Source organism: Saccharopolyspora endophytica, assembly GCF_018070075.1.
Taxonomy (GTDB): Bacteria; Actinomycetota; Actinomycetes; order Mycobacteriales; family Pseudonocardiaceae; genus Saccharopolyspora; species Saccharopolyspora endophytica.
Genome location: NZ_JAGPXE010000002.1, coordinates 111,121 through 125,683 on the forward strand (window position 1 = coordinate 111,121; position 14,563 = coordinate 125,683).

The 14,563-nt window shown below is 70.3% G+C and carries 13 protein-coding genes; 7 read left to right on the plus strand and 6 right to left on the minus strand.

Going from position 1 to position 14,563, the window contains the following annotated elements; translation table 11 throughout:
- Positions 1-34: 34 nt before the first annotated feature.
- Complete coding sequence (gene edd, locus KBO27_RS04630; RefSeq protein WP_210968723.1) at positions 35-1,870, minus strand: phosphogluconate dehydratase; 1,836 nt, start codon at positions 1,868-1,870, stop codon at positions 35-37.
- Positions 1,871-2,048: 178 nt separating this feature from the next.
- Between edd and KBO27_RS04635 the strand changes: the two genes are divergently transcribed.
- Positions 2,049-2,642: a transporter substrate-binding domain-containing protein gene (locus tag KBO27_RS04635; protein WP_210968724.1), complete on the plus strand. Its 594-nt coding sequence runs from the start codon at positions 2,049-2,051 to the stop codon at positions 2,640-2,642.
- 52 nt (positions 2,643-2,694) lie between these two features.
- Here the strand turns inward: KBO27_RS04635 and KBO27_RS04640 are convergent, their stop codons facing one another.
- The 4 genes from KBO27_RS04640 to KBO27_RS04655 are packed head-to-tail and all read right to left on the minus strand — an operon-like array spanning position 2,695 to position 5,945.
- Positions 2,695-3,561, minus strand: a complete 867-nt coding sequence (locus KBO27_RS04640) for an amino acid ABC transporter permease (RefSeq protein WP_210968725.1) — start codon at positions 3,559-3,561, stop codon at positions 2,695-2,697.
- Positions 3,558-4,217: an amino acid ABC transporter permease gene (locus KBO27_RS04645; protein WP_235876170.1), complete on the minus strand. Its 660-nt coding sequence runs from the start codon at positions 4,215-4,217 to the stop codon at positions 3,558-3,560. Before KBO27_RS04645 ends, KBO27_RS04640 begins: the two co-directional genes overlap by 4 nt.
- A 59-nt stretch (positions 4,218-4,276) precedes the next feature.
- Positions 4,277-5,182 carry a glutamate ABC transporter substrate-binding protein gene (locus KBO27_RS04650; protein ID WP_132672590.1) on the minus strand — a complete coding sequence of 302 codons (906 nt, stop codon included), beginning with the start codon at positions 5,180-5,182 and terminating at the stop codon, positions 4,277-4,279.
- Positions 5,183-5,216: 34 nt separating this feature from the next.
- Positions 5,217-5,945: an amino acid ABC transporter ATP-binding protein gene (locus tag KBO27_RS04655; RefSeq protein ID WP_210969212.1), complete on the minus strand. Its 729-nt coding sequence runs from the start codon at positions 5,943-5,945 to the stop codon at positions 5,217-5,219.
- Positions 5,946-6,234: 289 nt separating this feature from the next.
- On the opposite strand from KBO27_RS04655, the gene miaB reads away from it, so the two are divergent.
- Both miaB and KBO27_RS04665 read left to right on the plus strand, forming a co-directional pair.
- Complete coding sequence (miaB, locus tag KBO27_RS04660) at positions 6,235-7,719, plus strand: tRNA (N6-isopentenyl adenosine(37)-C2)-methylthiotransferase MiaB (protein ID WP_210968726.1); 1,485 nt, start codon at positions 6,235-6,237, stop codon at positions 7,717-7,719.
- Positions 7,707-8,159, plus strand: coding sequence for an Rv2732c family membrane protein (locus KBO27_RS04665; protein ID WP_210968727.1), 453 nt, complete (start codon positions 7,707-7,709; stop codon positions 8,157-8,159). Before miaB ends, KBO27_RS04665 begins: the two co-directional genes overlap by 13 nt.
- Positions 8,160-8,254: 95 nt before the next feature.
- Here KBO27_RS04665 and KBO27_RS04670 read toward each other — a convergent pair whose 3' ends face one another.
- Positions 8,255-9,580, minus strand: a complete 1,326-nt coding sequence (locus KBO27_RS04670; RefSeq protein WP_210968728.1) for a DUF349 domain-containing protein — start codon at positions 9,578-9,580, stop codon at positions 8,255-8,257.
- Positions 9,581-10,172: 592 nt separating this feature from the next.
- Here KBO27_RS04670 and miaA point away from each other — a divergent pair.
- From miaA to KBO27_RS04690, 4 genes are all read left to right on the plus strand, one after another.
- Complete coding sequence (miaA, locus tag KBO27_RS04675; RefSeq protein WP_210968729.1) at positions 10,173-11,084, plus strand: tRNA (adenosine(37)-N6)-dimethylallyltransferase MiaA; 912 nt, start codon at positions 10,173-10,175, stop codon at positions 11,082-11,084.
- Positions 11,085-11,093: 9 nt separating this feature from the next.
- Positions 11,094-11,936: a diaminopimelate epimerase gene (gene dapF, locus KBO27_RS04680; RefSeq protein ID WP_210968730.1), complete on the plus strand. Its 843-nt coding sequence runs from the start codon at positions 11,094-11,096 to the stop codon at positions 11,934-11,936.
- 166 nt (positions 11,937-12,102) lie between these two features.
- Positions 12,103-13,536 carry a GTPase HflX gene (hflX, locus tag KBO27_RS04685; protein ID WP_210969213.1) on the plus strand — a complete coding sequence of 478 codons (1,434 nt, stop codon included), beginning with the start codon at positions 12,103-12,105 and terminating at the stop codon, positions 13,534-13,536.
- Complete coding sequence (locus KBO27_RS04690; protein WP_307870237.1) at positions 13,526-14,557, plus strand: SdiA-regulated/phytase-like domain-containing protein; 1,032 nt, start codon at positions 13,526-13,528, stop codon at positions 14,555-14,557. The genes hflX and KBO27_RS04690 overlap by 11 nt, the downstream gene beginning before the upstream one ends.
- Positions 14,558-14,563 lie beyond the last annotated feature (6 nt).

A 14,563-nucleotide genomic window follows, 5' to 3' on the forward strand; every position in this document is an offset into this window, starting at 1 on the left:
TCCAATCGCGTCGGGGCGGTGGTTCCGCCGCTGGTCATACTCGCACCTGCGGTTGCGCCTGCCCGAACACGCTCGCGCCCTGGTCGGCCCGGCCGACGGCCTGGCGGAAGGCGCTGAACAGCTCTCGGCCGGTGCCGAACGGCGCCGGGTCCGCCCCGCGCGCGGGTTGCCGCGCGGTGAGCTCGTCATCGGGAACGAGGGCTTCCAGCGTGCCCCGGTCGGCGTCGAGCCGGATCACGTCGCCGTCCTGGATGCGCGAGAGCGGTCCGCCCGCGGTGGCTTCCGGGGTGAGCTGGATGGCGGCCGGGATCTTGCCCGAGGCGCCCGACATCCGGCCGTCGGTGACCAGCGCGACCTGGTGCCCGCGATCCATCAGCACGCCCAGCGCCGGGGTGAGGCCGTGCAGCTCGGGCATGCCGTTGGCCTGCGGGCCCTGGTTGCGGATCACGACCACGACGTCGTGGTCGATCTCGCCCGCGGAGAAGGCCGCGGTGAAGTCGTGCTGGTCGTCGAAGACCCGCGCGGGCGCGGTGACGGTGCGGTGCGTGGCGGCCACGGCCGACACCTTGATCACCGCGCGTCCGAGGTTGCCCTCCAGCACGCGCAGTCCGCCATCGGGCGCGAACGGGTCGTCGACGCCGCGCAGCACGTCGGTGTCCAGGCTCTTGGCGGGGCCATCGCGCCACACCAGCTCCCCGTCGTCGAGGAACGGCTGCTGCCGGTAGCGGTCCAGGCCGGGCCCGGCGACGGTCTTGACGTCGGCGTGCAGCAAGCCCGCGTCGAGCAGCTCGCCGATCAGCGTCTGCACGCCACCGGCCGCCGCGAAGTGGTTGATGTCGGCGGATCCGTTCGGGTAGACCTGCGCCAGCGACGGCACGACCGCCGACAGCTCCGAGAAGTCGTCCCAGGTCAGCTCGATGCCCGCGGCCGCGGCGATGGCAGGCAGGTGCAGCGTGTGGTTGGTCGAGCCGCCGGTGGCCAGCAGCGCGACCACGCCGTTGACGATGGCCTTCTCGTCGAGCAGCTCGCCGATCGGCGTGCGCCCCTCGCCCTGGCCGAGCCGCACGACCTGACGGCCGGCTTCCTCGGTGAGCGCCTTGCGCAGCGGGGTGCCCGGCGGCACGAAGCTGGAGCCGGGCAGGTGCAGGCCCATGACCTCGACGACCAGCTGGTTGGAGTTGGCGGTGCCGTAGAACGTGCAGGTGCCGGGGGAGTGGTAGGAGGCGGACTCGGCCTCCAGCAGGTCCTCGCGGGTGGCCTTGCCCTCGGCGAAGAGCTGCCGGATGCGGCTCTTCTCGCGGTTGGGCAGGCCCGAGGGCATGGGGCCGGCCGGCACCAGCAGGGTCGGCAGGTGACCGAACGCCAGCGCGCCGATGAGCAGACCGGGCACGATCTTGTCGCACACCCCGAGCATCAGCGCCCCGTCGAACATCTCGTGGGACAGCGCCACACCGGTGGCCATCGCGATCACGTCGCGGGAGAACAGCGACAGCTCCATGCCGGTGCGGCCCTGGGTGATCCCGTCGCACATCGCGGGAACGCCGCCCGCGAACTGCGCGACACCGCCTGCTTCGCGCACCGAGTCCTTCAGCCACGCCGGGAACTCGTTGTAGGGCTGGTGCGCGGAGAGCATGTCGTTGTAGGCCGACACGATCGCCACCCCGGGCTTGCTGACGCCGCGCACCGCGAGCCGGTCGGAGCCGCTGCATGCGGCGAAACCGTGCGCGAGGTTGCTGCAGGGCAGTTCGGCCCGGACGGGGCCCTGCGCTGCTGCGGCGTTGATGCGTTCGAGGTAGGCGGAGCGGGTCTGCTCGCTGCGTTCTGCGATGCGGCGGGTGACCTGCTCGACGACGGCGTGCAGTGGCGCCATGATCGCCTCCGAAGGTGAGCTGGACAAACGGGCGACTTCGTTGGCGCCACATGGCGCGGGTCACACTAGTGGGTGTGGCCTGGATTTCACAATCGATCCAGTCCCTGAGAACTCGTTCCCGCCGGACACCGACCGTGCGCGATCATGGTCGGGTGGACCCGACGGTGGAGGAGTGGTTGTGAGGATTCGCCTGCTCGCAGTGGCGGCACTGGCCGTCGTCCTGACCGGGTGCGGGCAAGCCGAACCCGCAGCGCCGCCACCGCCTCCACCCGCCCCGGAGGTCCCGGCCGCACCGCCGAGCTCCTCTGCGGGAGGCGACGTGGAGCTGGGCAGCTCGCCGACGCTGACCGCGATCAAGCAGCGGAAGCGGCTGCTGGTGGGTGTGCGGGCCGACCAGCCGGAGTTCGTCACGCGCGACCCCGCGGGCGGCTACCGGGGCTTCGACGTCGACGTCGCCCGCGACATCGCCCGCCGCATCGGCCTGGATCCCAGCACCCAGGTGCAGTTCCGCCGCCTGCCCCCGACGCTGCTGCGCGACGCGGTCGCCGCGGGCAACGTCGACGTCCTGCTCGGCGGCACCGCGGACGTCCCGCAGCTCGCGCAGATCCCGTACGCCGTCACCGACACCGAGCGGAACCTGGTCATCAAGGCCGACGACCCCAAGCTCGCCGACGAGCTGCGAGGGATGCTGCGGGCCGCCGTCGCCGACGGCACCTGGCAACGAGCCCACGACCAGAACCTGGCACCCCAGGGGATCTCGGCGCATCCGTGACGTGAAGAGGCGCCTCCGGGAACGAGTCCCGAAGGCGCCTGCTTCGTCCGGATCAGGCGTCGCGGCCGGTGTCGTCGACGGCGACCGACCCCAGCTTGCCCTTGCGCCCTTGGCTCATCCGGCGCTCGGTGTAGACCGCCAGCCTGCTCAGCGCGTAGTTGATGAGGATGAAGATCGCGCCGACCACGATGTAGGTCTGGATCGGGTTGCCGAGGTTCTGGATGATCACCTGCGCCTCACGCACCACGTCGACGTAGGCGACGATGAAGCCCAGCGAGGTGTCCTTGACGATGACCACGAGCTGGCTGATCAGCGCGGGCAGCATCGCCCGGAACGCCTGCGGCAGCAGCACCGTGCTCAGCACCTGACCGCGGCGCAGGCCGATGGCGTAGGCGGCCTCGCTCTGGCCCTTGGGCAGCGACAGGATCCCGGCGCGCACGATCTCGGCGATGATCACCGAGTTGTACGCGGTCAGGCCGATCACCAGGAACCACATCGGCGACAGGTCCAAGCCCACCGAGGGGAGCACCCGGAAGGCGAAGAAGACCATGATGACCACCGGGATGCCGCGCAGCAGCTCGACCACGCCGACCACCAGCCAGCGGTACCAGGGCGCGCTCACGACGCGGGTGATCGCCAGCAGGGTGCCGATGACCAGCGAGAACACCATCGCCAGCACGGCTGCCGTGAGGGTGCCCAGCAGGCCGGTGCCCATCAGGCCCCACAGCGCGGTGAACGTGCCGTTGGTCGGGTCCAGCAGCGGACCCCACTTCTCGGCGGTCAGCTGGCCTCGCGTGCCCAGCGTGTAGAGCACCCAGCCGGCCACCGCGAGCAGCAGCAGCCCGACCGCCGCGCTGGCGACCAGCGAGCGTCGTTTCGCCTGCGGGCCGGGGGCTTCGTAGAGAACCGTGTTGGTCATCGCGCGATCGCCACCTTCCGCTCCAGGTAACCCAGCAGCAGACCGGCCGGGATGGTGAGCACCAGGTAGAACAGCACCACGCCGAGCAGCACCGGCAGTGCGGCCAGGCCGCGCGCCGAGGTCAGCGTGTCGCCGACCGAGAACAGGTCCCCGCCGACGCCGAAGGCGCCCACCAGGGCCGAGTTCTTGATCATCGCGATGATCACGTTGCCCAGCGGCGGGACCACCGTGCGCACGGCCTGCGGCAGCACGACCAGCGACAGCGACTGGCCGAAGGTCAGGCCCACGGCGCGTGCGGCCTCGGCCTGACCTGCCGGAACGGCGTTGATGCCGCTTCGGATCGCCTCGCACACGAACGCCGAGGTGTACAGCGCCAGGCCGATGGTGCCGAACCAGAAGTAGGAACCGTTGATGCCCAGCTCCGGCAGGCCGAAGGCCATGAAGAACAGCACCACGGTCAGCGGGCAGTTGCGCAGCACGTTGACCCAGCTCGTCCCGGCGGCGCGCAGCGGAGGTAGCGGGGAGACCCGGAAGCCCGCCGCGATGGTGCCGATGACCAGCGCGAGCAGACCCGCCAGCAGGCAGATCTCCAGCGTGCGCACGAGACCGCTCAGGTACAGCGGCAGGTTGTCGATGATGACTTGCACAGATTCCACTCCGGCCAAGAGATGAGGGTGCCGACCGGATCGGACGGCACCCTCATTCCGCTATCAGGTCAGCTGCAGGGGTCGGCCTGCGGGAGGCTCGGCGTCTGCTTGGACACCTTGCCGGCGGTCGCCTGCCACGCCTTCGCGTAGGTGCCGTCCTGGCCGGCCTGCGCGAGGGTCTGGTTGATGAACTCGCAGAACTTCACATCGCCCTTCTTGATGCCGATGCCGTAGGGCTCTTCGGTGAAGGGCTTCTCCACGAGCTTGAACTGCCCGCCGCTCTTCTCGACCAGACCCATCAGGATCACGTTGTCCGTGGTCACCGCCTGGACCTGGCCGGTGCGCAGCGCGTCGGCGCACTTGGAGTAGACGTCGAAGAGCACCAGGTTCGGCTCGTCGACGTACTCCTTGATCTTCTCGGCCGGGGTCGAGCCGGTCACCGAGCAGACCTTCGCGCCGGTGGCCCGCAGCGTCTCCGGTCCGGTGATCTGGGCGTTGTCGGACTTGACCATGATGTCCTGACCGGCCTGGTAGTACGGCCCGGCGAAGCTGATCCGCTGCTTGCGCGAGTCGTTGATGGTGTAGGTGGCCACCACCATGTCGACGCGGCCCTGCTCGATGATCTCCTCGCGGGTCTTGCTCGGCGCCTCGACCCACTGGATCTTGTCCGCGGGGATGCCCATCTTCGCCGCGACCAGCTTGGCCATCTCGACGTCGAAGCCCTGCGGCTTGCCCTCGAGGTCGTTCAGGCCGAACAGCGGCTGGTCGATCTTCGTGCCGATCCGGATGGTGCCCGCCTGCTTGAGGTTGGCCATCGTGCTTCCGGGCTCGAACTGCGCGTTCTGGTCCACCGGGATCTCCGGGGCGCCTCCGCCGCCGCCCAGTTGGTTCTCGCCGCCCCCGCCGCAGGCGGACAACGCCAGGGCCAGCGATGCCGTCAGCACCGTGACCAGACGAAATCTCTTGCCTCGCATCTGCTTACGCCTCTCTGTGCAGTGGTGGTGACACTCAGTGGGTGAGGATCTTGCCGAGGAAGTCCTTGGCCCGGTCGCTCTTCGGCTCGCCGAAGAACTTCTGGGGCTCGGCGTCCTCGACGACCTCGCCATCGGCCATGAACAGCACGCGGTGCGCGGCGCGGCGCGCGAAACCCATCTCGTGCGTGACGACGACCATGGTCATGCCCTCTTCGGCGAGACCGGTCATCACGTCGAGCACCTCGTTGACCATCTCCGGGTCCAGCGCGGAGGTCGGCTCGTCGAAGAGCATGACCTTCGGCTTCATCGCCAGCGCCCGGGCGATCGCCGCCCGCTGCTGCTGGCCGCCGGAGAGCGCTGCCGGGTACTTCTGAGCCTGGTCGGTGATGCCGACCCGCTCCAGCAGCGTCATCGCGTCGCGCTGGGCTTCGTCCTTGCTCTGCCCGCGGACCTTGATCGGCCCGAGCGTGACGTTCTCCAGGATCGTCTTGTGCGCGAAGAGGTTGAACTGCTGGAAGACCATGCCGACGTCGGCGCGCAGTTCGGCCAGGGCTCGTCCTTCGGCCGGCAGCGGCACGCCGTCGATCTCGATGGACCCGTCGTTGATCGGTTCCAGCCGGTTGATGGCCCGGCACAGCGTCGACTTCCCGGAGCCGGAGGGGCCCAGGACCACGACGACCTGTCCCTTGGGCACTTCGAGGTCGATCGACCGCAGCACGTGCAGTGAGCCGAAGAACTTGTCGACCGCGGACATCCGGATCATCGGAACGTCCGTGGGGGCTGCGGTCATCCAGTGCTCCCGAATGCGTCGTATGTGGATTTCGTTGGCCGAAACTTAAGCCTGTCGTGGCTGCGGAGTCCAGAGGTTGGGATCGATACGTTGTTTCAACTCCGTTACGCAACGGAGTTAGCGTCGTCCGCCTGACCGCCTATCGTGTCCGGGATTTCAGGCCGTTCGTTGCGGTCAGTAATCACCCGGGGCGTGTTCCTCCCGCTCCATCATCGGTCCGGGCGGGTGAATCGGCGATCTGACCAGGCGCTACCGTGGAACCGTGAGCACGAAGACGTACGAGATCCGCACTTTCGGCTGCCAGATGAACGTGCACGATTCCGAGCGGCTCGCGGGCATGCTGGAAGACGCCGGGTACGTGCGGGCCGACAACGGTCGGGAGATGCCCGCCGACGTGGTCGTGTTCAACACCTGCGCCGTGCGCGAGAACGCCGACAACCGGCTCTACGGCACGCTCGGCCACATGCGTCCGCAGAAGGACGTCAACCCGAACATGCAGATCGCCGTCGGTGGCTGCCTCGCGCAGAAGGACCGCGACACGATCGTCAAGAAGGCGCCCTGGGTCGACGTCGTCTTCGGCACCCACAACCTCGGTTCGCTGCCGACGCTGCTGGAACGCGCGCGGCACAACCAGGAGGCCGAGGTCGAGATCCTGGAGTCGCTGGACGTCTTCCCGTCCACGCTCCCGGCCCGCCGCGACTCCGCCTACTCCGGCTGGGTGTCGGTGTCGGTCGGCTGCAACAACACCTGCACCTTCTGCATCGTGCCCGCGCTGCGCGGCAAGGAGAAGGACCGCCGGCCCGGCGAGATCCTCTCCGAGGTCGAGGCGCTGGTGTCCGAAGGCGTGCTCGAAGTGACCTTGCTCGGCCAGAACGTCAACGCCTACGGCGTGGAGTTCGGCGACCGCTTCGCCTTCGGCAAGCTGCTGCGCTCCTGCGGCGAGATCGAGGGCCTGGAGCGGGTCCGCTTCACCTCGCCGCACCCGCGGGACTTCACCGACGACGTCATCGAGGCGATGGCCGAGACGCCCAACGTCTGCCCGCAGCTGCACATGCCGCTGCAGTCCGGCTCGGACCGCGTCCTCAAGGCGATGCGCCGCTCCTACCGCAGCGAGCGCTTCCTCGACATCGTGGCCAAGGTCCGCGCGGCCATGCCGGAAGCGGCCATCACCACCGACATCATCGTCGGCTTCCCCGGGGAGACCGAGGAGGACTTCGAGGCCACGATGGAGGTCGTGCGCCGCGCCCGGTTCTCCAGCGCCTTCACCTTCCAGTACTCCAAGCGACCGGGCACGCCCGCTGCCGACATGCCCGACCAGCTGCCCAAGGAGGTCGTGCAGCAGCGCTACGACCGCCTGGTCGCGCTGCAGAACGAGATCTCCTGGGATGAGAACAAGAAGATCGTCGGTCGCGAGGTCGAGTTGCTGGTCGCCGAAGGGGAGGGTCGCAAGGACGCCGAGACCCACCGGCTCTCCGGCCGCGCCCGCGACGGCCGCCTGGTGCACTTCACGCCCACCGGCGCGCTCGACGGCGAGATCCGGCCCGGCGACCTCGTGCGCACCACGGTCACCCGCGCCGCCCCGCACCACCTGGTCGCCGACGCCGACATCTCAGGCCACCGCCGCACCCGGGCGGGCGACCATTGGGAAGAGGGCGTGCGCCCCAAGACCTCCGGGGTCAGCCTCGGGCTGCCCTCCATCGGTGCCCCGGCTCCGCAGCCGGCGGCGCAGCAGGGATGTGCGTGTTGAGCGAGGAACAGGACGTGAAGAGCCGCGGTGAGGTGCTGCGGCGGTTCGACCCGGGCGCCAAGGCGCTGGTCATCGCCACGGTGATGCTGGCGCTCGTGGTGAGCTCGTTGCTGCCCTGGGCGGGCGGCAGCCCCGGGTACGAGGTGCTGACCGGGCATGCGGATCCGTCGCTGAAGGTGGGGCTGCTGCCACGGCTGTTCGCGATCAACTCCGCGATCGTCGGCCTGGGCTTCGGTGCGCTGGCGCTGATCACCCGCCGCTGGGGCGCGGCCTTCCTGGCCGGTGTCGCCGGACTCGTGGTCACCTTCGAAGGCATGATCGCGATCTGGTCCCGCCAGACCAGCGGCCAGGCCGGACCGGGCGTCGGCCTGGTGCTCGCGGTCATCTGCATGGCCGTCCTGGCGATCCAGTGGATGCGCATCGTCTGGTCCCGCGACTGAGCGGTTGCTGGTTCACGTTCTGACCGAACGGTTCGGACCCGCAGCGCAATGACGCCCGCACCGAGTCCGGTGCGGGCGTCGTCGTTTCGCGCAGATCAGCGGTCGGCGATGGCCTGTTCTGCTGCGTGCAACCACTCGCGCCACTGGGCGGCCTGCTCGTCGGCCTTCTTCGCCCGGCGCTCGTCGCCCGAGGCGCGGGCCTTCTCCGCCTGGGCCTCGAACTGCTCCACGCGGCCGCGGAACTGGTCGACGCGGGCCTGGGCCTCCGGGTCCGTGCGGCGCCACTGGGCATCGACGGCGTCGCGGACCTTGTCGGCCACGCCGCGAAGCCTTCCCTCCAGCTCGCGCATCCGCTCGCGCGGCACCTTGCCGATCTCGTCCCAGCGCTCCTGCACCCGCTGCAGCTGCGCCTGCGCGGCCTTCAGATCGGCCGACGGGTCGATCTGCTCGGCCTCGACCAGCAGCTCCTCCTTGAGCTTGGCGTTGGCGGCGAACTCGGCGTCGCGCTCGGAGAACGCCTCCGACCTGCGGCTGAAGAACCGGTCCTGCGCGGCCCGGAAGCGCTGCCAGAGCACCTCATCGCTGTCCTTGGGCGCGCGACCGGCGGCCTTCCAGTCGGCCATCAGCTGCTTGTAGCGGTTCGCCGTGTCGCCCCAGTCGCTGGACTCGGTGAGCGACTCGGCCTCCTCGACCAACTCCTGCTTGTGGGCCTTGGCCGCCGCGCGCTGGCGGTCCAGCTCGGCGAAGTGCGAGCCGCGACGGCGGCTGAAGGCGTCGCGGGCCTTGGAGAACCGCCGCCACAGCTGTTCGTCGGTCTTGCGGTCGACGCCGCGGACCTTCTTCCACTCGTCGAGGATCTGGCGCAACCGGTCACCGGCCGACTTCCAGTGCGTCGCCTCGTGGGCGATCTCCTCGGCCTCGGCGACCAGCGCCTCCTTGCGGGCGATCGCCTCGGCGCGGGCGCGCTCCTTCTCGTGCTTGGCGCCCTCGACCGCTTCCTCGGCGCGGGCCAGCAGGTGCTCGATGCGGGCGCCCAGGGCGGCCAGGTCGCCGATCACCGCGGCCTCGGCCAACGACTCCTGCAGGTGCTTGGCGCTGGTCAGCGTGTGCTTGGGCTCGCCGGCGTGGGTGCCCAGCCGAGTCTCCAGCAGCTCGACCTCGGTGACCATGTCGTCGAACTTGCGCGCGTAGAGGGCGAGGCCTTCGGCCGCATCACCGGCCTGCCAGGAACCGATCGCCCGCTCACCGTCGGCGGTGCTCACGTACACCGTGCCGTCGGCGTCCACCCGTCCCCACTGGGAGGGGTCCGCGGAAGCCTTCGGTACTGCGGGCGCGACCGCGGGTGACCCGGTGTTGCTGCTGGTCGAGTCCGCGACCGCCTTGCTGGCGACCGACTCGGGGGTCGTGTCCTGGTGCGTCATGGCCGGCTTCCTCCTTGCGTGCCCGCTTCGATGCCCGTGTCGGCCACGGGCGCCCCGCATCGGCGGGGCCCAGCAAGCGTCAGCCCGAACCGTCGGATGGTCCGGCCTCCGCTGGCGCATTCAAACAGGTCAACAGCCGATTCGGTACTCCATACCCGAATCGGTGCCCGGCTGAAACCTCGGGACCTCATGACCTGCACGGCTTCATTGTCATCGGTCACCCGTGTGGCGGCAGCGAGCAGGGTGCCGACGCCTCGCATCGGTTCGATCCGCCGCAGTGCGCGGCCACCTGCTCCAGCCAACTCGCCCGTGACCCCATGCCGTGCACGAGTGCGATCACCCGTGTCGTCGTGCCGCACCCGCCGCTGCTGGTCCTCGCGCTGGCCGTGCTCGCCGGCGCCGAAGCCGAGCGGTTGCGGGGCGCCTGTTCGCGCGCCGTGTCCAGTCTGACGGATTCGAACGCCGAATGGGTGGCCGTTGGTGCAGATCGATCCGGCCCGACGCGATTCAGATCGCGCACCGCTCGTGAGCGACGCCGCGACCCGCTCCGCCACGCGGACGGAACCGGGCGGCGGGCACTTAGAGTTCTGGTGTGTCTTCGCTCCCGCACCCCGTCGCCGTCGTCGGGCCCACCGCCACCGGAAAGTCCGACCTCGCCGTGCTGCTCGCCGAGCGGTTCGACGGTGAGGTGATCAACGCCGACGCGATGCAGCTCTACCGCGGGATGGACATCGGCACCGCCAAGCTCACCCTCGACGAGCGGCGGGGCGTCCCGCACCACCAGCTCGACGTCCTCGACGTCACCGAGACCGCCTCGGTCGCCGCGTACCAGCGAGAGGCCCGCACCGTCCTGGAGGGCGTGCTCGCCCGCGGTCGCACCCCGATCCTCGTGGGTGGGTCCGGGCTCTACGTGCAGGCGGTCGTGGACGACCTGACGTTCCCCGGGACCGATCCGCAGGTGCGGCAGAAGTACGAGGACGAGCTGGCCGAGCTCGGACCGGTCGCGCTGCACCGGAGGCTCGCCGAACTCGACCCCGCCGCCGCGGCGGCCATCCTGACCAGCAACGGACGTCGCATCGTGCGGGCGCTGGAGGTCATCGAGATCACCGGTGAGCCGTTCTCGGCGAACCTGCCCACCCCGGGCCCGCCCCGCTACGGCACCGTCCTGGTCGGCCTGGACCGGCCTGCCGAGGACCTCGACGATCGCGTCGACGAGCGCGTGACCCGCATGTTCGACTCCGGACTGGTCGACGAGGTGCGCCGCCTGGAGGAGAAGGGACTGCGCCACGGTCGCACCGCCAGCCGTGCGCTGGGCTACCAGCAGGTGCTGGCCGAGTTCGACGGCGCGGACGACATGACCGCCGCCGCGGCCGAGACCGCACGGCTGACGCGCCGCTTCGTCCGGCGGCAGCGCTCGTGGTTCCGCCGCGACGAGCGCATCAAGTGGTTCGACGCCGCGGACCCCGAGCTTGCCGACCATGTCCGTGCCCTGGTGAATCCGTAGACTGGCGACGTGCACCCCTTCGGAGGACCCGAGTACATCAAGGGCCACGGGACCCAGAACGACTTCGTCATCCTGCCCGACCCGGACGGTGAGCTGGAGCTCACCGGCGATCGGGTGCGCGCTCTGTGCGACCGGCAGCGCGGTCTGGGCGCCGACGGCGTGCTGCGCGTGATCCGCGCGGGCAACCTGCCCGACGCCCCGGCCGACGTCCCCTCGGACGTGTGGTTCATGGACTACCGCAACGCCGACGGATCCATCGCCGAGATGTGCGGCAACGGCGTGCGCGTGTTCGCCCGCTACCTCGTCGCCTCCGGACTCGCCCCGTCCGGGGACCTGCTGGTCGGCACCCGCGCGGGCATCCGCCCGGTGCACACCCACCAGGACGGCCGGGTGACCGTCGAGATGGGGCAGGCCAAGATCTTCGGCGAATCCACCACCACGGTGAACGGCACCGCTGTCGCCGGCGTCGCCGTCGACGTCGGCAACCCGCACCTGGCCTGCGTCGGAGCCCACGATCTCGACGCCCTCGACCTCACCGCAGCCCCGCCGCACGACGTGAACCTGTTCCCGGACGGCGTGAACGTCGAGTTCGTGCGGCCGCGCGGCGGCGACGAGGTGCGGATTCGGGTGCACGAGCGCGGTGTCGGCGAGACCCGCTCCTGCGGCACCGGCACGGTCGCCGCGACCGCCGCCGCCCTGCACGCCGCAGGTCAGACCACAGGTCGCCGGCTCGTGCACATCCCCGGTGGCACCGTCGAGGTGGAGATCACCGCGAGCGGTTCCACCCTGACCGGCCCTGCCGTGCTGGTCGGTGGAGGACGGCTGGACCCCGACTGGTGGCAGAACCCGTGACGACCTCTTCGACGATCCCGAACCCGCAGTTCAGCGCTGCGCGGACGGGCTCGGGCAAGCGCAGCGAGTGAAAATGGGTCGCGCAGCGTGGGACAATGAACGTGAGATGAGAGATTCCTTGACCGCATCCCCAGAGCTCGACCACGACGCCGCCTTGGACCAGGACATGGCCGACGGCGACGAATTCGAACCGATCCTGGCCGGTGGTGAGCCTTCCACCGGCGAGATGGAGCTGGAAGACCGCGCCTCGCTGCGGCGGATCTCCGGGCTGTCCACCGAGCTCGAGGACATCACCGAGGTCGAGTACCGGCGGCTGCGGCTGGAGCGCGTCGTGCTCGTGGGCGTGTGGACCGAGGGCGACGCCGCGCACGCCGACGCGTCGCTCGCCGAGCTCGCCCGACTCGCCGAGACCGCCGGTTCGGAGGTGCTCGAAGGCATCATCCAGCGTCGCGACCGTCCCGACCCCGGTACCTACATCGGCTCCGGCAAGGTCCGCGAGCTGCGCGACCTGGTCGCCTCGAACGGCGCCGACACGGTCATCTGCGACGGTGAGCTCTCGCCCGGCCAGCTGCGGCAGCTGGAGGAGAAGCTCAAGGTCAAGGTCGTCGACCGCACCGCGCTGATCCTCGACATCTTCGCCCAGCACGCCCGTTCCAAGGAGGGCAAGGCGCAGGTCGAGCTCGCTCAGCTGCAGTACTTCCTGCCGCGACTGCGCGGCTGGGGTGAAACGATGTCCCGTCAGGCCGGTGGCCGGGCGGGCGCCAACGGCGGTGTGGGCACCCGCGGTCCCGGTGAGACCAAGCTGGAGACCGACCGCCGGAGCATCCACAAGCGCATCAGCAAGCTGCGCAAGGAACTGGCCGCGATGAAGACGGTCCGCGGCACCAAGCGCAGCCGCCGCGAGTCCAACGAGGTCCCCGGCGTGGCCATCGCCGGCTACACCAACGCCGGCAAGTCCAGCCTGCTCAACGCGTTGACCGGCGCCGGTGTTCTGGTCGAGGACGCCCTGTTCGCGACCCTGGACCCGACCACCCGCAAGGCCGTCACACCCGACGGCCAGCCGCACACGCTCACCGACACCGTCGGGTTCGTGCGCCACCTGCCGCACCAGCTGGTCGAGGCGTTCCGCTCCACCCTCGAAGAGGTCGCCAGCGCGGACCTGCTGGTCCACGTCGTCGACGGCTCCGAGGCGTCGCCGCACGAGCAGGTCGCCGCCGTGCGCGAGGTGCTCAGCGAGATCTCCGCGGAGCACAAGTCGGAGATGCCTCCGGAGCTGCTGGTCGTCAACAAGATCGACTCGGTGGACGCGACGCGCATGGCCGAACTGCGCCGCCTGCTGCCGGAGGCCGTGCTCGTCTCGGCCCACAGCGGAAAGGGCATCGAGCACCTGCGCGAGATCATCGCCGACCGGCTCCCGCGCCCGGAGGTCTTCGTCGACGCCCTGATCCCCTACACGCGGGGTGACCTGGTGGCACGGCTGCACAGCGACGGCGAGGTCGTCGACGAGGAGCACACGCCCGAGGGCACCCGGATCCAGGCCAAGGTCCGCCCGGACCTGGCCTCGCTGATCGAGCCGTTCTCGGCCAACGGTGCGGCCTGACCGAGCCGGCGGCCTGACCGGGGCCGCGCTGCTCTCCGCCTGCGCGATCCTCTCCGGCGCGCCCGCGCACGCCCAGTCGGCTCCGGTTGAGTTGTGCACCATCGAGGAATCCGGGCTCTCCGAGCTGTCCGGTCTGGCCTCGGACGGGGACAACTGGTACGCCGTCAACGACAGCGGATCGCGGGCGCGGGCCTTCGTGCTCGACCCGCGGACCTGCGAGGTCCGCTCGCAACGCACGGGCGACAGCGATCCCTACGACGTCGAAGACCTGGCGCTGGCTCCGGACGGAGCTCTCTGGCTGGCCGACACCGGCGACAACCGGCACAAGCGGGAGAACGTGGCGCTGCACGTGCTGGACCGCAACGGCGGTTCCGCGCTGTACCGGATGTCCTATCCGGACAGCCCGCACGACGCCGAGGCGCTGCTGCTGGATCGGGCCGGAGTGCCGCACATCGTCACCAAGGAGCCGCTCGGCTGGGCCGGGGTGTACCGGCCCGCGGAGCCGTTGGACGCGGGACGGGTCGTCCCGATGGAACGGGTCGGTTCGGTGTCCCTGCGCGCGACGAAGACCCCGGGCGGACCGCTCGACGGATCGATGGGTTCGGTTCTGGTCACGGGAGGGTCGGTGAGCGCGGACGGCACGCTGGTGGCGCTGCGCACCTACACCGAGGCCTACGTCTACCGCTCGCCGAACGGGGACGTGCTCGAAGCGCTCAAAGGCGAACCGGTGCGGATTCCGCTCCCGGACGAGGAGCAGGGCGAAGCCATCGCCTGGCAACCCGACGGCAGCCTGCTGTCCGGTTCAGAAGGTGGGGAAGCGGTTCGCCGCGTCGCCGGGGCGGACGGCGACCCGTCCGCTGAGACGGCCACCGATCAGCCCGCGCCGTCCGGCGGTGACGGCGACCAGGCCCAGCCGGCGACCGAGGAGGGCGGCATGTCCACCGGTCGCGCGCTGCTGTTCGCCGGAGTCATCGCCGCCCTGCTGGTCTACCTCGTCAGCTGGCGCCGCAAGCGCTCCTGACCGCCT